Origin of the sequence: Eubacterium sp. MSJ-13 (assembly GCF_018918235.1) — a bacterium.
In the GTDB taxonomy this organism is placed as follows: Bacteria; Bacillota; Clostridia; order Lachnospirales; family Lachnospiraceae; genus Butyribacter.
The window spans coordinates 1-19,111 of the sequence record NZ_JAHLQE010000162.1 but is presented as its reverse complement, the minus strand read 5'-3'; the positions used below and the strand labels follow the sequence as shown (position 1 = coordinate 19,111).

Below are 19,111 nucleotides of genomic sequence, written 5' to 3'. Positions count from 1 at the left end.
GTTTTGCCGGGTGCTGTGAAAAGTATAAATTTAAAAGTAGATAAGAAACTATAAACTAAAAAAGGGGGGATTGATATGCCAGAGTTAAGCAGATTTCAAGGCATTATAATAAAATTATTTTTTAATGATAGTACCCAACATCATAAGCCGCATGTGCATGCATACTATGGTGATTATGAAGCTGCTATTGCAGTAGACGGTGAACTTCTTGCAGGCTCTTTGCCATCTAAACAATATAAAATGATTTGTGGCTGGCTTGCTCTACATGAAGAAGAAGTGTATAAAGCATGGAATAAAGCAGTTCGTTCTGAACATTTTGACAAAATTGAACCTTTACACTAGGAGGGATTTTTATGTATGAAATAAACGGCATTGTATATGCAGGCAGTAATAATATTTCAAAAATAACTGCTGCCAAAATAGTAGGCAATTATATGTTACTATTAACTTTTTCATCTGGTGAAAAACGCATTTTTGATGCAACACAACTTAATGGTCCTGTATATGAACCATTAAAAGATATTAAAACTTTTGAAGATTTCAAATTATCTCATGGAGTTATCACATGGTTAAACGAGGAGATTGATTGTGCTCCTGAATATATGTACAAGAACAGTTATGCATATACAGAATTAAATATTAACAAGCAAAAAGTTTAAAGTATAAAAAAGGAACTAAAATGAAATGTTTTTTATGCAAAGGTAATGTCACTAATTCAACTACAACATATATGACTACACATAATGATTGCTATATCATCATCAAAAATGTACCTTGTCAGAAGTGCGAACAATGTGGTGAAGAATTTATCAATGGTGCTACAATGATGAAAATCGAAACTATTATTGATAAACTTAAATCTATGCTAACAGAAATTGCAGTTGTAGATTTTAAAACAGCTGCTTGATATATTGCCACCATTGGAATAATTTTGATTTCATGGAGGTGATATTAAAATACCTGTTGATTATGACATTCAGGAAGGAGTGAGCACTATGTGTAATTTAGGTCAGGGAATTGAAGACAGAGCACTTGAACAGGGCATTGAACAGGGCATTGAACAAGGCATTGAACAGGGCGAAACAATCGCAAAAATCAATATAATCTTAAATATGTATAACAACAACTTTACTATAGAGCAGATTGCTCTTGCTACCCAATACAATATTGATGAAGTCAAAAAAATCATTGCAAAAAATAAAATATGATGACTAAGTAAGATCATTACACCCTCGTAGTCCTAAATAAAAAAAATAACCGCTTCCGGCAAGAAGCGGTTACAAATATTACCTACAAAAAGTGTAGTTCATATTTAAAAAAGGCCTTTAACATTATATCATGAGCCATACTTTTTGTATAGGCTTATTTTTATACTCATTTTTAAGAAAGGAATGATATTATGGGTGAAATCAACTACAGAAAAAGAGGAAAAAACTGGGAATACCGATTTGAAGGTGCTCCTGTTGACGGGAAAAGAAAACAGATAAGCAAGGGTGGCTTTGCAACTAAAGCAGAATGTATAACAGCCGCCGAGGAAGCAAAAAGACGCTACAACACCCCTGGCAAGATATCTACACCAAAAGAAATCAGTATTTCCGACTATCTTGATTACTGGTTTGACACATATTGTGTTATGAATACTGCATATAATACCCAGTTAAGTTATGCCGGGATTATTAAAAATCATTTAAAACCACAATTTGGTATTTACAAACTTAATGCCTTATCTACTGCTGCCATACAGGAATACATATATGATCTGAAAAAATCCGGTCTTTCCAAGCATACTATTAAAGGTATTATTTCCGTCCTCTCCGGATCATACGAATATGCTATTGAACCATTGCACTATGTAGACACAAATCCTTGTGACAGAGTAAAATATCCAAAGTCTGAACGCAAATCTGATAAAGGACATTATTACATTAAACCTGACACTTTCAAAAATATAATTGAACTTTTTCAGGATAAAGATTATTTTAGGATTCCGATCATAATCGGATACCGCTGTGGTCTTCGTATCAGCGAAGTCTTCGGCATGACCTGGAATGATATTGATTTTCAAAGCAATACTATCACTATCAAACGACAGATTGTAAAGCGAAACTATGGAACTGAGGTAAGAAAAGTTATCGAAAAGAAAAATAAGAAAGAAGAAAAATCAAGATGGTATTTTGCAGAACTAAAAACCCCTGCAGCTTTCCGGACAATATCTGTCGATACAGATACTATGAATATACTTAAAAAGTATCATCGCAAACAGCTTGAAAACAGCCTTGAATACGGTGAATATTATACGGAGCATTATCTTCAGGAAGAAAAAGACGAAAAGGGTAATACTATCCAGAGAATAATTCCTGTTCAAAGATGTATTCCATGTACACTTCCACAGGCAGATGTTGTATTTCGCCGAGAAAACGGTGAATATATCAGCACTGATTCATTTAAATATGCTTCCAGAGTAATTCATAATAAGATCAATGAACCATTTGATTTCCATTCTCTCCGTCACACTCATGCTACTATGCTTGCAGAAGCCGGGGCAAATCCCGAAGCGGTCAGAAAGCGTCTGGGACATGCTGACATAAAAATCACATTACAGTACTATACACATGTAACTGAAAAACTTGAAGCTGATATGATGGAAAAAATAGAAAGATTTGTCCACGCTTAAAATTTTCGTGGACAAATCGTGGACAAATCACTTGTTTTTAACTTTGCAAGCTCCTATAAACCCTTATTTTTCAAGGAAAGTTTTATAATTGTTTCACAATGCACCGTCCCCGGAAACATATCCACATTACTAACTCTCTCCACATGATACCCAAATGTCTCAAACGTAGCAAGATCCTGCGACAAGCTCGTCGGTTTGCACGAAATATAAACTATATTCTCCACCCCATAATCAATTATCTTTCTTATCGCCTTAGGATGTATCCCCTCTCTAGGCGGATCAAGTATTATATAATCAGGTTTCTCGTCTATCTCATCTATCACCTTAAGCACATCCCCTGCGATAAATTCACAGTTATCAAGACCATTTATCGCAGCATTTTCTTTTGCCGCTTCAACTGCTTCTTCCACTATCTCAACACCTATAACTTTCTTCGCAACAGGTGCTATTATCTGTGCTATTGTTCCGGTTCCGCTGTAAAGGTCAAATACGACTTTATCCTTAAATCCTCCATTTGTCTCTACCTCAAGATTTTCCCTATCTTCTGCAATTTCAATATCTTTTTTATTTTCAACACTAGGCGTTCTGTTTTCTATCTTTTCAGAATTCATGTTATCAATACCTAAATTACTGGCATCCATTTGAACACTAACGCTGTTTTTATCATCTGCTGCCACCTCTCCCCCAAGCACATAATCCCTTGCTCTTGTGTAAAGCACTTCTGCTCCTTTTGTGTTTGTCTGGAAAAATGAAAACGGTGATATTTTAAACTGAAGTCCTAATATTTTTTCGGTAAACCAGTCTTTTCCGCTGATGATACGCATCTCATCACTTTTTACCACATCTCCGAGTCCATCGTTTATGATATGGATAAACCCTGTTAATTTTCCGTTGTAGTCAAGTCCATTTAATTTTTCTGATACTTCACTGACATACTCAGATATATCCTGCTGTGATGATGTGACAAGTGCAACAAGGAGTTCTCCTGTTGATACTGCCCTTCTTACAAGAAGGTGTCTGAGAACGCCCTGATGTGTGTTCTTATTATAATGCGGTATCTGTTTTTCCCTGAAATATTCTACTATGCAGTCTATTACTTTTGAGTAATCATCATCTACTATCTGACAGCCTGAGGCATTTACTATGTCATGGACACTGCCTTTTTTATGAAGACCAAGTGTAAGCGGTCCTCCCTTATATTCATCACCGAATGAAAATTCCATCTTGTTTCTGTAGCCTTTAATGTCGGGACTTGGCAGTATTCCGTCATATATATAATCTTTTTTTATACCCAAAGATGAGTCGAGTATCTTATATACATTGTCTATTATCTCAAGCACTTGATTTTTCTTGAGTTCAAGCTGTTTTTCATATGGTAATGTCTGGTAACTGCATCCGCCGCATTTTCCGAACTGGCTGCACATTGGTTCTGCTGTCTCAAGCGGTGATTTTTCTATTATTTCCAAAAGTATTCCCTGACTTTTGTCTTTTCTGACTTTTTTTGCCCTGAATCTTATTTTCTGTCCAGGCAGTGCACCTTTTACAAGTGTAAGTGTTTTTTGTTCATTTCCGTTTTCGTCTGTGTCTATTACTTCAACATATGCCTTGTTTGGAAATTCAACTTTCTTTACAATGCCTTCATATATATTTCCTTTTTTCATGTAAATATATCTGCCTTTCTTAGTCCTAATTACGTTTTGTCATCTCATGCACAAAAGAATACACTTTTTCTGACCACTGCCATACATCCAACTTATCATGACTTAAACAACATACTCTGTCTACCAGACATTCCGGCATAAATTCCATTATTTGTTCTTTGTATTCAAATGGAACAACAATCATATACACATAATCAGCCAGCTTAACCTCATCTTTTACCTTAATTGGTAAAAAACCATCGTGTATAGCCTGCGGATGCTTATCTAAATCATCATACTTAAAATAAAAACGTACTCCCGGTGTAAAGCCTGCACTCATCTCATCCGATGACGGGCTTCTTCCCAGTTTTCTCTCCATTACCAGTCTGTCCCCAGCCTGACAGTTCCCCCACGAAAACATTACATAATGAAAAAAATCTGTCGGATCATTTGCTGCATTTCTGTCTTCTTTCTGTAAAACAGTATCTGGAAGTTTCCTTGCATTTACAGCAGATAGTAAAGAACCACACTTCAAAATGGAAATTGCATTTTCTAAAGGTGCCGTATGGCACACCAAATCTGCCATACAACCTCCCCTTGTTTTACATGCCGTACATTCTCTTATAATTTCAGGTCTGCGTACATTCTTATATTTGTCCGGATTTAACATTTCTTTCTGAACATACTGTAAAATATCGTCCCTGTCAGCTTCTATTTCACATTGTCTTCCATTAATTTTCTCATAATTCACAAAGTCAATAATGTCTTTCATTTCATTATCACTTACATTAGGATAATCCGACAAAGCTTTGTATAAAACACCATCCCATAATTCTGTGAACTCATGATTTCCTATATTTATCTTCATATTGTTATCACCTGCCTCGCAATATGTTCTACTTTAATACATAATACACAACTACCTGTCTGTCCCATGCCAGCACCACATACTGTACACACTTTATATGTTTTTGCTGGCTGTGCTTCCAGTGTTTATTTATCTAGCACAACACATTAACTTTATTAACCGTAATCCTTACTTTGTTCTCACATTTCCAAGTATCGTAAGCTGCTTTGCACACTCACTTATACAGGCAAGTGCATTCCGCACGCCCGGATCATTTAAGTTTCCCTCAATGTCGACAAAGAACTGGTACTCCCAGTTTCTGTTTTCTATCGGTCTTGACTCTATCTTTGTGAGATTTAAGTCATTGTAATAGAAGTTTGAGAGCATATTGTAAAGTGCTCCTGCCTGGTGCTTTATTTCAAATGAAAGACTTATTTTATTTGCATTTGAAAGAAATACTTTCTGGTTTGTGACGATGATAAATCTTGTATAGTTGCTGCTTTCAAAGTTGATACTCTCTTTAAGTACATCAAGCCCGAAGATTTTTGCTGCTCTTGTGCTTGCTATCGCACCCTGAGATATATCATCTTCCTCGGCTACTTTTTTTGCTGCACTTGATGTGCTCATATATGATTCACTTTCCATGCCATGTTCCGTTATGAATTTTGAGCACTGCATGATTCCCTGTGGATGCGAATAAACCTTTTTTATATCTGATATCTTTGCTCCCGGTTTGCCAAGAAGTGCCTGTTCTACTTTTACGACATGCTCTGCCACTATTGTTATATCGTAGTCGAGAAGCAGGTCATATGTGTCGTTTATTCCACCTGTTGAAGTATTTTCTATAGGTATAACTCCGTATTTAGCTTCACCGTTTGCTACAGTTTCAAGCACTTCCTTAAAAGAAAGCCTGTTCATGGAGGTTATATCTGTTCCAAATACTTCCTCCATTGCCTGTTCAGTATATGCCCCGTGTTCCCCGAAACATACGATTCTTGTATCGCTGTCAACATCGAGCTTGTCCACCTGTTTAAATGGCAGAAGCTCATTTGTCTCACTTCCAAGAACTTTATACTGATATTTCCTGCTTATTGACATTATCTGCCTAAAGAGATCTTCTATTCCTGTCTTGTTAAATTCATCAGTTGTAAGTTCTCTGAGAGCCTTTATCTTTTCTTCTTCTCTTACGGGGTCAAAGACTTTTTTTCCCGTACTTCTTTTATATGCCGCAACATCTGTTGCAACTTTCATTCTTTCTTCAAAGAGCTTTGCTATCTCCTTATCGATTTTGTCAATCTTTTCCCTGCTTTCTTTTAAGTCAACAACCATAAATCTATTTTCCCTTCAGTTCTTTATCTCTAATTTCTAAGAAATGCCTCATAGCATTTCTTTGCTTCGTAAACATCTGCTTTACTTGCGATTTCCCAAGGTGCGTGCATATTTAATATAGCTACGCCACAGTCGATAACTTCCATTCCGTAAAGTGACATGATATAAGCGATAGTTCCGCCGCCACCCACATCTACTTTTCCAAGTTCTGCCATCTGGTAGTGTACATTATTGTCATCCATTATCTTTCTGAGTTTTGCTATATATTCTGCGTTTGCATCGTTTGAGCCCGATTTTCCACGGCTTCCAGTGAATTTGCTAAATACAACTCCTCGTCCGCAGTATGATGCATTTTTCTTTTCAAACGCATCTGCAAAAAGAGGATCATATCCTGCATTTACATCAGATGAGAGCATCTTGCTGTTTGCAAGGCATCTTCTGAGTTTAATGTCATTATAATCACCCTGAAGGCTTATAAGTTCTGCAACAACATTCTCAAAGAATTTTGACTGCATTCCCGTTGCTCCGACACTTCCAATCTCTTCCTTGTCTACTAAAAGACAGCAGGCTGTCTTCTCAAGCTCTGCCTCAGTTCCAAGCATTGCTGCAAGTGATGTGTAAGCACATACTCTGTCATCCTGACCGTAAGACATTATCATACTTCTGTCAAATCCGAGTTCTCTTGCTTTTCCTGCCGGTACGACCTCAAGTTCAGATGACATAAAGTCTTCCTCTTCCATTCCGTATTTTTCTTTTAATATCGCAAGTACTCCTTTTGATACGGCTTCTTTTTCCTCATTGTTAAGTGGCATGCTTCCTACTAAAACATCAAGTTTTTCACCCTCGATAACCTTTGCAGCTTTCTTTTCCATCTGGCTTCCTGCAAGATGTATAAGAAGGTCGCTCACGCAAAATACGGGATCATCATCATTTTCTCCTATATTTACCTCGACAACACTTCCATCTTTCTTTGCGATGACACCATGTATGGCAAGTGGTATTGTAACCCACTGGTATTTCTTGATGCCTCCGTAATAATGTGTATCGAGATATGCAAGGTCACTGTCCTCGTACAGTGGATTCTGTTTTATATCCATTCTAGGTGAGTCGATATGCGCCCCTAATATATTCATTCCGCTCTCAAGCGGCTCTTTTCCTATCTGGAACATCGCAACCGTCTTGTTCATGCACACTGAATATACTTTATCTCCACATTTAAGCTTTTCGCCCGATTTAAGATAAACATCAAGATTTCTGTAACCTGCACTCTCAGCCTGTGCGATTATCTGTTTTACACATTCCCTTTCTGTCTTTCCTGCCGACAGAAAATCTCTATATTCTTTACAAAGTATTTCTAACTCTTTTTTGTTGTTTTCATCATATGATTTCCAAGCATTTTTTCTTTCCATAATAAATAAACCTCCATTCTTGCACAGCTTTCTGTGCAAAACATGAAAAAATAAACAGATATTTTTTTCATGCCATACGCACTTTATATTTTATATCCTGAACACCAATAATGCAAGTATTACTGCAATAAATCCCTGTCGTATCTTTGCTGTAACATACTTTTTTATCGAAAGGTCTGTTCCTGACAATACGCTGTATGTCTGTGCAACACTTGATATTCCCCCAAAAGCACAAAACCAGACTGTCAAAAGAATCTTTACATCCACTCCCCAAAAACTAATATCTGGTAAAATATTATTCTCCGCAAGCTGCATTGCCCCTGTGCTTACCTCAAATACCCCTGCCATCACACAACCGATAACGCTATATTTTTCAGGAATCATATATTCTATTATGCTCGTTATTATTGAAAATAATATTATGTACCCTCCAATTTTTAATATTGTTTCACACGAATCAGCAATACTTTCATCTACGGCATCCATCACCGGATAATTTTTATTTTCTTCCAATTTTTTATCTTCTATATTATTTTTATTTCCGATATTCTTACCCTGAGCCTTTTTTCCTAATTTCACTGTTCTGTAAATAAAAGCATTTATAATGGCCGAAATCACTACGATCACAAATATCAGAACCGGATTTTTAACCCCAAGACATTTTACACCGATAAACTCGATCAGAAACATAGGACTAAGATTATTACAAAAAGTTATAAGATACTGTGACTCTTTTTTTTCAAGCTCACCATTTTTATAAAGCTGTGACACTGATTTTGCTCCTATAGGACAGCCTGCAAGAAATCCTATGAGCACAGGATAACTTCCCTCTTCCCTGACACCGAACAGTACGCTGAAAACCGGTTTTAAAAACCGGTTTATGTACTTTGTTACTTTTAATTTAATAAGAATATTCGATAATATCATAAAAGGGAACAATGATGGTACTATTGCTATAAACCACAGCAATAATCCTTCTTTTGCTCCCTCGCTGACTACAGTAGGCATTATAGTAAACAAAAATACAGTCACAACTATCAGAAATATAAAAATTTTTCTCTTCATGATACCCTTGTTATAAATGTTTTTGTATCATATTTATGTAATCCTGCTGTACTTTATTACTGCTTTTCAATCCTCCATATTAAGATATACTTCTTCCTTAGTATGAAAACCACTGTCAATTATAATTTTATCAATATTATTTTTTGTCACCATAACAGGTTTCAATGAATAATACGGAACTTCATTCTCTCCATCACTTATTGTTTTTGAAGCGATATATTTATTGTCTTTTTTTAATTTCTTCTGTTCATTTTCAGATTTTGACAAATCAATATATTTTTGTCCTCTAGCCATTTTAACAGCAAAATAAGCTGCTGCCTTCGCAAGATCTTCAACTCTCTTAAATTCCGTCATATTCTGTGTATTCTCCACAATACGCTGACATGCCAGCAGATCTGCATCCTGACCTATAAGTGCTACTTTCCCTGCAAGCCTGTTTTCTGAAAGTACCCTTGAAACTTCACTTGCCATATCATCATTTGAACACATTATCCCGTCTACATCAGGATATTTCTTTAATGCTTCTTCTGCATATTCTCCGGCAATTTTTGCAGACCATCCTGTACAGTATTGTGAATATACTACATCTATCCCTGCTTTCTTTATATCCTTATTAAAGGCATTTTCTATCTGCGCCACATTACTGTCCGTCTTTGGTCCGTTTATTGCAAAAATCTTTCCTCCTTTAGGAAGTGCCTGTTTCATTGCCGTTGCCATATCTTTTCCAATCATTCCGTTATCAAAAGATATGTAAAGATCTGTTCCTGCATTTTTAATCAGACGATCATACGATATAACATTTATTCCCTCATCCTTTGCCTTTTTTACAATATCCGAAACCTTCTCACAATCAACTGCAATTACAACAATAACATCTACTTTTTTGGATATAAGATATTTAATCTGCGATATCTGTTCATTTACATCTCCATTTGCATTCTGAACATTTACCTTTGCTCCAAGTTCTTTTGCCGTTGTTACAAATGCATCCCTATCTCTCAGCCATCTTTCAATAACAAATGAATCAAAACAAAGTCCGATACTTATATCCTTCTTTTTATCATTTACCTTTTTAGTTGTCGTGTTATAACTGCACCCTGACATTATAGAAACTATCAATAGTGCCACGGAAACTATTATTGCTGCTCTCTTTTTATATTTATCTTTGTACCTAATATTTTTTCCCATACTTTTTCTCCATTATCCCCTGTATTCACTAGGTGTAACATTTTCTTTCTTCTTAAATATCCTGCTGAAATAATTCGGATCGCTATAACCGCACATCGCACATACCTCTTTTATACTATATGTGTTATCCTCCAGCAGTTCCTTAGCATAGTCTATTCTTTTTTTAGTCAGATAATCAATAAAATTCACTCCAGCCTCTTCCTTAAAAAGCTTACTAAAATAATACGGGCTGATATTTACGACCTTCGATACATCATCTAGTGAAATATTTTTAGTATAATTTTCATCTATATATTCCATAGCTTTTGATATCACAGTTTCTGAACATTCCTCATGTTTTGACGAAATATTCTCACAAACTATACTTATCTTTTCTATAAACCACTGACAGAGAGAATCATAATCCTTCATTGCAATTACATTCGACAGATAGTCCTTTCTGTACCTAAATCCATAATCAAGTCCCCCCGCATTTACTCCAATCGTTTCCGCACGCATTACGAGTTCAAGAACTTTTAATTTTATATCATCATCATACTGTCCAAATTTATCACATAACATATCAAAAAATATTTTTGTTTGTTGTTTTGCCTGGACTGTATCTCCCTGTTCTATGTATGCAAACATCTTTTTTTCAATATCTATCGGATAATCTTCTTCTATCTTTCCCGCAACCGGCAGATCATCTATATGCGCCACATGCGACTCTCCTTCTTCAAGACAGCGTATTGCTTCGACATATGATTCCTTAACCTTATCCAACTCCATCATATGTCCTATGCCTGCCATAAATTTAGCATCAACACTCTCTTCGAGAGTATATACCAGATTTCTCGTTCTCTCTATGATTGAAATTCGTTCATCATAATCCACACTTCCCTTATTGCTAAAAACTACAATAGCTATTTTATTTGACATCATCGAACCAATGATGCAATTAAATGAATCTGATATTTTCTGTCTTATCTGATCATACTCTTTTTGTAATCTCATCCCTGTACCAACAGGATTTGTCAGAATACCATTTTTATAATCCTCACCAAACTGCAAAAGTATTATATAAGCATATTCTTCCTCAATATTCATTATTTCCTTATAATATTCATTCTCACTCCTGCTGCCATTTTGCAATAAAAGATTACTTACAAAACCATTTTCTATGATCGGTATAACAGTTTCAAGCTTTTCTCTTATCCTTATATTATCTATTTTATTTTTTCTTTTTTCCTCAACACTTTTAATCGCTCTTGTCAAAACATCTATTATCGTTGCCTTAGATACAGGCTTAGATATAAAATCAAAAACACCTATATTGATTGCCTCCTTAGCATAATCAAATTTGTTATAGGCTGTTATTACTATAAACTGAATGTTTTTATTTTTCTCCCTTATCTTTTGCATCGCCTCAATGCCATTAAGCCCAGGCATATGTATATCCATCAGAGCAATATCAGGCTTCTCTTCCTCAGCTATCTCAACTGCAACCCTTCCGGTTTTAGCCGTAAACACCTCACATTCATCACCAAAATTTGTGGCAATTATAGTCTTCATTGAATTAAGCATAAGCCCCTCATCATCTGCAATCAAAATTCTTATCAAAACAACTCTTCCTCCTTTGGTATAATAATAGTTGCCGTGGTTCCACACATAGCACCATCACTATCTATCTTAAATAAATTTTCCTTTTTATAATATAACTCAAGTCTTTTATTTACATTTCCAAGACCAATACCTGTTGATTCACTATCGCTCTGCTCTTCATTTTTGATATTCTCCATTATCTCATTTACCTTTTCTTTTTCCATTCCCTCCCCGTTATCCTGAACCTGTATTACTATATTTTCGCCATCATCTACAATATATAATGCAATTCTCTTTTCGCCTTCGTTGTTCCTGACACCATGGTTTAACGCATTTTCCACGATAGGCTGCAATATCATGCTAGGTATCCTTATTCCAATATCCTCTATGCCAATATGTTTCTCATAATGTATTTCTCCATCATACCTTACATTTATTATATAGATATAATTATCTACAACTTCAATTTCCTCTCCAAGTGTAGCATCATCCTGCATCTTTTTTACATTATATCTGAAAAAATCTGCCATTTTCTGCACAAATACACTTGTCCTCTCAGCATCCTCAAGCATAGCAAGCTGTGCCCCAGCATTAAGACAATTGAACAAAAAATGTGGATTTATCTGTGCCTGAAGATATTTAAGTCTTGCATCCTTTAAATGATTTTCCATTAAAAGCTGCTGTTCCTTTAATTTTCTCTCTTCCTCCATTCTTTTTTTTACCTGCTCAACATAATGCCTAAGACTTCTGACCATAGCATTAAAAGCATTAGTTACAACTCCAACCTCATCTGTCAGCCCGGAATCACTAAGTTCTATATCTAAATCACCATTTTTTATCTCATCTGCTGTCCGTGCAAGTGTTACCAACGGATTTATTATATTTCTGACAAAGAGCAACAGTATTATCATTGATAAAATACATATCAAAATAATAATGATGACACTAACTAATTCAGATAGCTTTAATGAGCCTAAAAGTACTAAATAATTATCTGAGTTTTCCTTAAACTGGCTGTTATTCAACACTGAAATATATTCATTTATATAATTATATATTTCGGTGCTTTTTTCATAATATTCCTTATACTTTTCAACATTTCGTCCTCTCTTCTCCTGAATTGTCATCTCCGACAGTTCAAGATATGTCTCCGACATTCCTCTTATATTTTTTTGAAGCATAAAAATCTCATCGTCCGTATTTTTATCATTCAAATCATCTAACAGCTTTCTATATTCATCTTCATAACGATAATAATTTTCCAATGATTCTGCATTACGTGTATTTAAATATCCATATAAACTATTTTGGATGCTCTGTATCGAAGATGACAATATTCCTGTCGTAACATTTGATGAATATACATTATTTATACTTTTTAAAGATATATTTGTAAAATAAAAGACTGTTGCTATTACCACAAACACAATAATAACAACAAAAGTATAAATTGATATAAGTTTTGTTTTTATTGAACCTGAATAGATTCCTTTTATCAATTTTTTCATATTTCTAAACATATCTGTCTCCTAATTTTTCTGTGTATTGTCAATACTTCCCCTTTTTTCATAATCAGAAATGTTCTTTTTTGATATCACATTCATGTCAACGCTTATATAATCACTTACATGACCTGAATCTATATAATCACTAAGTGCCTGAACACTGTTTTCTCCAAGCTGTTTTTCATCAAGTTCTATCGTCTTTGAAACTATACCCTTTTTTATCGCTTTTAATGTAGAAGTAGACGAGTAGTAATTTACAATCTTCACCCTTCCTACTTTGTTATAATCAATAGCAGCCTGACAGACACATTCTGATGCTGTCTCACTTAAACTCACAACTATATCAGGAAGCTTTGCTTTGTTTAAAAACAAATTCCGTATGCCCTCTTCAATATCAAAAGCAGCTTTATCTTCAATATAATAAGGTTCTACACTTATATTTATCCGTGAACCTATGCCCTGTAACAATGCACTTTTTATCTGTGCGAAAATTATATCGTTTTTTGCAGTATTTTTCTCTGTCAATATGTATACCCTTCTTGTCCTTTTATCCATAAGACTGCTTATTTCTTTAGCATATACCTGTCCCATCTGATATGTATTTATCCCTATAAACGAAACCCTTTTCGTATCAGGTGCATCATTTATTACCGTTACAACAGGTATTCCAAATTTTGCAGCTTTATTTATCAGGCTTTCTATTTCTTTACTTCCATCAGGCTCAATGATAATTCCATCGACCTTAGCTGCCATACATATCTTCATATAATCGCTTATCGTATAACCATTAGAAAGATTTTCACCTATCTTCTCAATAAAAATCCCTTTCTTATCTGCATATTCCTTTGCACTTTCATATACACTGTTCCAAAATTCACCAGAATAATCCTGTGCTATCATGGCAAAATGTCTACTGTATTCAGTAATATTACCCTTATCTGATTTTTTTACAACACCTCTTTGTACAGTCCAGATATATCCAAATCCAAGCACAAATATCAACACGATTACAGTTGATAATACCATGATAGAACTTATCTTTTTCTTAAAATATTTTTTATTCTCTTTATTATCGTCAACTTTTTTCAATTTTAATTCCTCAATTTTTATCTGTTATAATCTCAGTGTACTATCACCTAAAAACAGACACCTTTCAAATATTGATGTTACTATAATCTACCTAAAAAAACAAGGAGACTTTCAAAACCGAAAGTCTCCCTGCCAGTTACTTTGTTATATACCTCTAAATAGATTCTATTACTTCTCATTACTATCTGTTTTTTCTGTGCACTCTATGTTTTCATCTGTCTGAGATTTTGCCTTTTTCATAAGCTTTGTAGCATACACAATCACGCCGACTGCACCTGATGCAAGAATAACCGTGAAGATGATGGCAACCGGCCATGACATTGTGTCATCTCCATGAATCCTGTTATTTAAAATTCCAAATGCCATATATCCTATATATGCTGCAACGAGATAATATATTATCGATCTTGTGTTTATATTATTGCCTGTCATATCTTCTTCACTCCTATTCTGTCAATTGTATACCTGCATCATATAAAACAGATATCAGTTTTTATCATGCCTTTGTCATATTTTTATTGTTAAACTTGATATCAAAGATAACTGCTATCAAAAGAACTGCTCCTTTTACTACATACTGCCAGTTTGAGTTAAGTCCTATGATAGACATACCCTGATTGATAACACCGAGAAGTATAGCACCGATAACTGCTCCGCCTACTGTTCCTGAACCACCATATGCAGATGCACCACCGATGAAACATGCACCGATTGCATCCATCTCGTATGAGTTACCTGAATCACCGTTTACTGAACCTACTCTTGCTGCACAGAGCAGACCACAAAGACCTGCAAGTATAGCAACCTGAACATATGCTATAAAGAATACCCTGTTTGTATCAATACCTGAAAGTTTAGTAGCTTTCTCATTTCCACCGATTGCATAGAAATGACGACCAAGTGCTGTCTTACTTGTAATAAATGCATATAAGATTACTACTGCGAGAAGCCAGAGAAGCATTACTGGAATACCTTTATACTGTGACAATTTATAACAGTAAAGCAATACACATACACTTATAACAGCCATCTTTATATATGTACCTGAAGCACTCTCCACATGATATCCCTTTTTCTGTTTTTTCTGTCTTCCGATAACCGTATATGCAACATATGCGATAACTACGATAACACCAACTATGATTGCTGAATATTTCTGACCATCATCAAGTCCTGGTACATTTATATATGATGTAAATACATTAAGAAATGATTTGTTCTGGATAGATATCGTCTTGCTGTCAAGAACTACACGACCAAGACCTCTGAATACGAACATACCGGCAAGTGTTGTGATAAATGGTGGGATTCTTGAATAACCAATCCAATAACCCTGCCATACACCTATGATTGCTGCAACTACAAGACCAAGAAGTATTACTCCTATCGCTGGAATAGATGTTGTCGATAAAAGTTTTGCTGCAATTGCACCAACAAGACATACGACCGAACCGACAGATAAGTCGATGTTACCACCTGTCAATATACAAAGCAACATACCACAGGCAAGTATAACAACATATGCATTCTGCAAAAGCAGATTTGATAAGTTCTGGGCATATATCATTTTTCCGCCCGTCATTTGATTAAATAATACGAATACGATCAACAGTACAAGTACCATCGTATATTTCACAAGAAAATCTTTTACTTTAGCGTTCATCTTTTTCTCCTTTCCATGGGTGCCAAGCCTATATGCCTGATCATATTATTTCTGACCATCTTTTAAAATGTTTGACATAATAAGTTCCTGAGTAGCCTCTGATGCCTCAAGCTCACCTACTATTTTTCCTTCATTCATTACATAAATCCTGTCACACATTCCTAAAAGTTCCGGCATTTCTGATGAAATCATTATCACGCTCTTTCCCATCTCAACAAGCTTATTCATAATTCCATATATCTCATATTTCGCACCGACATCAATACCTCTTGTCGGTTCATCAAGAATAAGCACCTCAGGATCAGCAAACATCCATTTAGATAAGAGAACTTTCTGCTGGTTTCCACCTGACAGGTTACCTACAGCCTGCTCTATAGTCGGACATTTTGTGCGCATCTTCTGTCTGTAATCCTCAGCTACCCTGCGTTCTTCATCCATATCTACAATTCCATGTCTGCAAATCTTTTCGAGTTTCGCCATAGTCGTATTTTCTCTTATCGTCTGACTAAGCACAAGCCCGTTCTCTTTTCTATCCTCAGTAACATAAGCAAGCCCTGCTGCAATCGCTGCTTTCTCATTTTTCAAGTGTACTTCTTTTCCACCTATAAACAGATGACCTGTTATGTTCTTTCCGTAACTCTTTCCAAATATACTTCTTGCAAGTTCTGTTCGACCTGCACCCTGAAGTCCTGCAAAACCAACTATCTCACCCTTATGTACATTGAAAGATACATTCTTATCAACAATCTTTCCATCAAATGTAGGATGATAAACCGTCCAATCTTTTACCTCAAGTCCTATTTCTTTTGAAATGTTATGTTCTCTTTCAGGGAAACGGTCTGTCATCTCACGTCCAACCATACCTTTTATGATTCGTCCTTCATCGATATTATGGTCTGGATTCTCCATCGTCTCAATCGTCGAACCATCTCTTATAACTGTAATCCTGTCAGCTACATAAGCAATCTCATTTAATTTGTGTGAAATGATAATTGAAGTAAGCCCTTTTTTCTTAAATTCAAGCAGCAGGTCAAGTAACATCTGTGTGTCTTCCTCATTTAATGATGATGTAGGCTCGTCAAGAATAAGCAGTTTTACATCTTTTGACAACGCCTTTGCAATTTCAACAAGCTGCTGTTTACCTGTTCCAATATCTTTAATGAGAGTCTGAGCAGATTCTTTAAGACCAACCTGAGCCATATGCTTCTCAGCCTCCGAATATGTCTCGTCCCAGTTTATTCCAAATTTACCCTTTTTTTCATTTCCAAGAAACATATTTTCACCTATGCTCAGCATAGGGATAAGTGCAAGTTCCTGGTGAATAATTACAATACCTTTTGCCTCACTGTCGTGAAGAGTATTAAATTTACAAACTTCCCCGTTATATATGATATCTCCTTCATAACTTCCATATGGGTGAATACCACTTAAAACTTTCATCAGGGTAGATTTGCCAGCTCCGTTTTCTCCGCAAAGTGCATGAATCTCGCCTCGCTTAACAGCCAGATTAACATTGTTTAATGCCTTTACACCAGGAAATTCCTTCACGATGTTTTTCATTTCGAGAATATAATCAGCCAAATCAAAACCCTCCTTTTCTTTTTAAAGGGACTCACCGGGTTACGGGAGCCCCTCATTTTTACTTATATCATTATTTTTATTTACTATATAACACTACTCGATTGCCTGAAGATATCCGTCTGAGCCTTCTTTATAGTATCCTGTGTCAACAAGTTTTTCTTTATAGTTATCTTTTGTGATAACCTCAGGTGTAAGAAGATATGATGGAATCTTTCCTGTACCATTGTCATACGAATCTGTATCATATGAACATTCGCAGTCAAATTTCTTTGTAAGTGACTCATCAGGAGTTTCTCCATTAAGAACTGATTTTACAAGTTCAAGTGTAACTACTGCCTCATTTGCAACAGCTTTGTAAACTGTCATAGCCTGTTTACCGTCAAGAATGTTCTTAAGGTTTGCAACATCACCATCCTGTCCTGTGATAAGCGGTGTATTCTTTCCGGCATAGTCAGACTCGATTGCCTGTGTAACACCAAGTGCAGTTGAATCATTTGAGCAAAGTGCTATGTCAAGCTGGTTCTTTCCATCTGCATAATAAGATGAGAGAATGTTCTGCATACGATTAAGAGCTTCATCTGTGCTCCACTGAGGTGTCGCTACTGACTCAAAATCCTGCTGTTTTGAAACAATCTTAATCGTTCCGTTATCAATGTACTTCTTCAATGTGTCCATTGCTCCATTATAGAAGAATGTAGCATTGTTGTCTGCCGGATCACCTGCTGTAATCTCCATGTTGTATTTCTTCTTTGAACCGTCAAGTTTCAATGTATCAACTATGTATTGTCCCTGTAACTGACCTACTTTGTAGTTATCAAATGATACATAATATGAAATTGCATCTGTATTCATAATAAGTCGGTCATAAGAAATAACTGGAATATTCTGGTCTTTTGCATCCGCAAGTACTGTTGATAATGTATCACCATCAATAGCACCAACTACAAGGATATCTACATTGTCTGAAATCATATTCTGAATGTCATTTACCTGCTGGTCTGTATCATTGTCTGAATATGTGATCTCAACATCATATCCTTCCTTTTTAAACTGTTCCTCAAGATATGAACCATCTCTGTTCCATCTTTCAAGAGATTTTGTCGGCATTGATATACCAACCTTTTTCTTTCCTGAATCTCCGCTGCTTGCCTTGTCTGAACTTCCACCATTGTTTGCTGTAGGGTCAGAGCCGCATGCTGTCATAGATGCTACCATTGCTGTTACAAGTAATCCCGCTAAAAATTTTTTTCTCATAATATTCATCCTCCTCTATATATAATGTGAAAATTAAGTTTAGAAAAACATTTCATAATGTTCTTATCTGTTGTTAATAATATATCACAAACCCGTTAGCATTATTTTTCATATTTCTATACATTTTTACTAAATTACAGATGTAACTAAAAAAATGATAGCATTTTTTTAAGTTATATTTCAAAAAATTGCTATCATTTTTTTGTTATCCATTATTTAACATTTATTTCTAGTACAACGAAAAGTCAAGCGGATATTCGCAATCCGCTTTGCTACTTGCTCATAA

At 35.5% G+C, this 19,111-nt stretch carries 18 protein-coding genes; 5 read left to right on the top strand and 13 right to left on the bottom strand.

The window, feature by feature from the left end; genetic code table 11:
* Nucleotides 1–75: 75 nt before the first annotated feature.
* The 5 genes from KQI69_RS10045 to KQI69_RS10025 all read left to right on the top strand — a co-directional run bounded on the left by KQI69_RS10045 (nucleotide 76) and on the right by KQI69_RS10025 (nucleotide 2,674).
* The gene (locus tag KQI69_RS10045; protein ID WP_216565247.1) at nucleotides 76–342 is read left to right on the top strand and encodes a DUF4160 domain-containing protein; all 267 of its coding nucleotides are present in this window, start codon (nucleotides 76–78) and stop codon (nucleotides 340–342) included.
* Between the two features lie 11 nt (nucleotides 343–353).
* Entirely contained in the window at nucleotides 354–659 is a 306-nt protein-coding gene (locus KQI69_RS10040; RefSeq protein WP_216565246.1) for a DUF2442 domain-containing protein, read from the top strand.
* Nucleotides 660–679: 20 nt separating this feature from the next.
* The gene (locus KQI69_RS10035; RefSeq protein ID WP_216565245.1) at nucleotides 680–907 is read left to right on the top strand and encodes a type II toxin-antitoxin system MqsA family antitoxin; all 228 of its coding nucleotides are present in this window, start codon (nucleotides 680–682) and stop codon (nucleotides 905–907) included.
* A gap of 88 nt (nucleotides 908–995) precedes the next feature.
* The gene (locus tag KQI69_RS10030) at nucleotides 996–1,208 is read left to right on the top strand and encodes a hypothetical protein (protein WP_216565244.1); all 213 of its coding nucleotides are present in this window, start codon (nucleotides 996–998) and stop codon (nucleotides 1,206–1,208) included.
* 191 nt (nucleotides 1,209–1,399) lie between these two features.
* The gene (locus KQI69_RS10025; RefSeq protein ID WP_216565243.1) at nucleotides 1,400–2,674 is read left to right on the top strand and encodes a tyrosine-type recombinase/integrase; all 1,275 of its coding nucleotides are present in this window, start codon (nucleotides 1,400–1,402) and stop codon (nucleotides 2,672–2,674) included.
* Nucleotides 2,675–2,727: 53 nt separating this feature from the next.
* Here the strand turns inward: KQI69_RS10025 and KQI69_RS10020 are convergent, their stop codons facing one another.
* The 13 genes from KQI69_RS10020 to KQI69_RS09960 all read right to left on the bottom strand — a co-directional run bounded on the left by KQI69_RS10020 (nucleotide 2,728) and on the right by KQI69_RS09960 (nucleotide 18,825).
* A complete protein-coding gene (locus tag KQI69_RS10020; RefSeq protein ID WP_216565242.1) occupies nucleotides 2,728–4,335 on the bottom strand; it encodes a class I SAM-dependent RNA methyltransferase in 1,608 nt (535 codons plus the stop codon).
* Between the two features lie 25 nt (nucleotides 4,336–4,360).
* Nucleotides 4,361–5,182 carry a hypothetical protein gene (locus KQI69_RS10015; protein WP_216565241.1) on the bottom strand — a complete coding sequence of 274 codons (822 nt, stop codon included), beginning with the start codon at nucleotides 5,180–5,182 and terminating at the stop codon, nucleotides 4,361–4,363.
* A gap of 168 nt (nucleotides 5,183–5,350) precedes the next feature.
* Entirely contained in the window at nucleotides 5,351–6,490 is a 1,140-nt protein-coding gene (pheA, locus tag KQI69_RS10010; RefSeq protein WP_216565240.1) for a prephenate dehydratase, read from the bottom strand.
* A 29-nt stretch (nucleotides 6,491–6,519) separates the two neighbouring features.
* The gene (locus tag KQI69_RS10005) at nucleotides 6,520–7,899 is read right to left on the bottom strand and encodes an aminopeptidase (protein ID WP_216565239.1); all 1,380 of its coding nucleotides are present in this window, start codon (nucleotides 7,897–7,899) and stop codon (nucleotides 6,520–6,522) included.
* Between the two features lie 90 nt (nucleotides 7,900–7,989).
* Complete coding sequence (locus KQI69_RS10000) at nucleotides 7,990–8,964, bottom strand: nucleoside recognition domain-containing protein (protein ID WP_216565238.1); 975 nt, start codon at nucleotides 8,962–8,964, stop codon at nucleotides 7,990–7,992.
* A 66-nt stretch (nucleotides 8,965–9,030) separates the two neighbouring features.
* Complete coding sequence (locus KQI69_RS09995) at nucleotides 9,031–10,152, bottom strand: sugar ABC transporter substrate-binding protein (protein ID WP_216565237.1); 1,122 nt, start codon at nucleotides 10,150–10,152, stop codon at nucleotides 9,031–9,033.
* Nucleotides 10,153–10,164: 12 nt separating this feature from the next.
* On the bottom strand, nucleotides 10,165–11,751 hold the full coding sequence (locus KQI69_RS09990) for a response regulator (protein WP_216565236.1): 1,587 nt from the start codon (nucleotides 11,749–11,751) through the stop codon (nucleotides 10,165–10,167).
* Nucleotides 11,748–13,253: a histidine kinase gene (locus KQI69_RS09985; protein ID WP_253289094.1), complete on the bottom strand. Its 1,506-nt coding sequence runs from the start codon at nucleotides 13,251–13,253 to the stop codon at nucleotides 11,748–11,750. The genes KQI69_RS09990 and KQI69_RS09985 overlap by 4 nt, the downstream gene beginning before the upstream one ends.
* A 9-nt stretch (nucleotides 13,254–13,262) precedes the next feature.
* On the bottom strand, nucleotides 13,263–14,327 hold the full coding sequence (locus tag KQI69_RS09980; protein ID WP_216565235.1) for a substrate-binding domain-containing protein: 1,065 nt from the start codon (nucleotides 14,325–14,327) through the stop codon (nucleotides 13,263–13,265).
* Between the two features lie 168 nt (nucleotides 14,328–14,495).
* The gene (locus KQI69_RS09975; RefSeq protein ID WP_216565234.1) at nucleotides 14,496–14,759 is read right to left on the bottom strand and encodes a hypothetical protein; all 264 of its coding nucleotides are present in this window, start codon (nucleotides 14,757–14,759) and stop codon (nucleotides 14,496–14,498) included.
* 64 nt (nucleotides 14,760–14,823) lie between these two features.
* On the bottom strand, nucleotides 14,824–15,990 hold the full coding sequence (locus tag KQI69_RS09970; RefSeq protein ID WP_216565233.1) for a sugar ABC transporter permease: 1,167 nt from the start codon (nucleotides 15,988–15,990) through the stop codon (nucleotides 14,824–14,826).
* A 45-nt stretch (nucleotides 15,991–16,035) separates the two neighbouring features.
* The gene (gene mmsA / locus KQI69_RS09965) at nucleotides 16,036–17,550 is read right to left on the bottom strand and encodes a multiple monosaccharide ABC transporter ATP-binding protein (protein WP_371818824.1); all 1,515 of its coding nucleotides are present in this window, start codon (nucleotides 17,548–17,550) and stop codon (nucleotides 16,036–16,038) included.
* A gap of 114 nt (nucleotides 17,551–17,664) precedes the next feature.
* Complete coding sequence (locus tag KQI69_RS09960; protein ID WP_216565231.1) at nucleotides 17,665–18,825, bottom strand: sugar-binding protein; 1,161 nt, start codon at nucleotides 18,823–18,825, stop codon at nucleotides 17,665–17,667.
* Between the last annotated feature and the right edge of the window lie 286 nt (nucleotides 18,826–19,111).

What these genes read in the sequence shown, in the direction of transcription:
- KQI69_RS10045 (WP_216565247.1), top strand. Translation starts at nt 76, where the DNA reads ATGCCAGAGTTAAGCAGATTTCAAGGCATTATAATAAAATTATTTTTT.
- KQI69_RS10040 (WP_216565246.1), top strand. Translation starts at nt 354, where the DNA reads ATGTATGAAATAAACGGCATTGTATATGCAGGCAGTAATAATATTTCA.
- KQI69_RS10035 (WP_216565245.1), top strand. Translation starts at nt 680, where the DNA reads ATGAAATGTTTTTTATGCAAAGGTAATGTCACTAATTCAACTACAACA.
- KQI69_RS10030 (WP_216565244.1), top strand. Translation starts at nt 996, where the DNA reads ATGTGTAATTTAGGTCAGGGAATTGAAGACAGAGCACTTGAACAGGGC.
- KQI69_RS10025 (WP_216565243.1), top strand. Translation starts at nt 1,400, where the DNA reads ATGGGTGAAATCAACTACAGAAAAAGAGGAAAAAACTGGGAATACCGA.
- KQI69_RS10020 (WP_216565242.1), bottom strand. Translation starts at nt 4,335, where the DNA reads ATGAAAAAAGGAAATATATATGAAGGCATTGTAAAGAAAGTTGAATTT.
- KQI69_RS10015 (WP_216565241.1), bottom strand. Translation starts at nt 5,182, where the DNA reads ATGAAGATAAATATAGGAAATCATGAGTTCACAGAATTATGGGATGGT.
- pheA (WP_216565240.1), bottom strand. Translation starts at nt 6,490, where the DNA reads ATGGTTGTTGACTTAAAAGAAAGCAGGGAAAAGATTGACAAAATCGAT.
- KQI69_RS10005 (WP_216565239.1), bottom strand. Translation starts at nt 7,899, where the DNA reads ATGGAAAGAAAAAATGCTTGGAAATCATATGATGAAAACAACAAAAAA.
- KQI69_RS10000 (WP_216565238.1), bottom strand. Translation starts at nt 8,964, where the DNA reads ATGAAGAGAAAAATTTTTATATTTCTGATAGTTGTGACTGTATTTTTG.
- KQI69_RS09995 (WP_216565237.1), bottom strand. Translation starts at nt 10,152, where the DNA reads ATGGGAAAAAATATTAGGTACAAAGATAAATATAAAAAGAGAGCAGCA.
- KQI69_RS09985 (WP_253289094.1), bottom strand. Translation starts at nt 13,253, where the DNA reads ATGTTTAGAAATATGAAAAAATTGATAAAAGGAATCTATTCAGGTTCA.
- KQI69_RS09975 (WP_216565234.1), bottom strand. Translation starts at nt 14,759, where the DNA reads ATGACAGGCAATAATATAAACACAAGATCGATAATATATTATCTCGTT.
- KQI69_RS09970 (WP_216565233.1), bottom strand. Translation starts at nt 15,990, where the DNA reads ATGAACGCTAAAGTAAAAGATTTTCTTGTGAAATATACGATGGTACTT.
- mmsA (WP_371818824.1), bottom strand. Translation starts at nt 17,550, where the DNA reads ATGAAAAACATCGTGAAGGAATTTCCTGGTGTAAAGGCATTAAACAAT.
- KQI69_RS09960 (WP_216565231.1), bottom strand. Translation starts at nt 18,825, where the DNA reads ATGAGAAAAAAATTTTTAGCGGGATTACTTGTAACAGCAATGGTAGCA.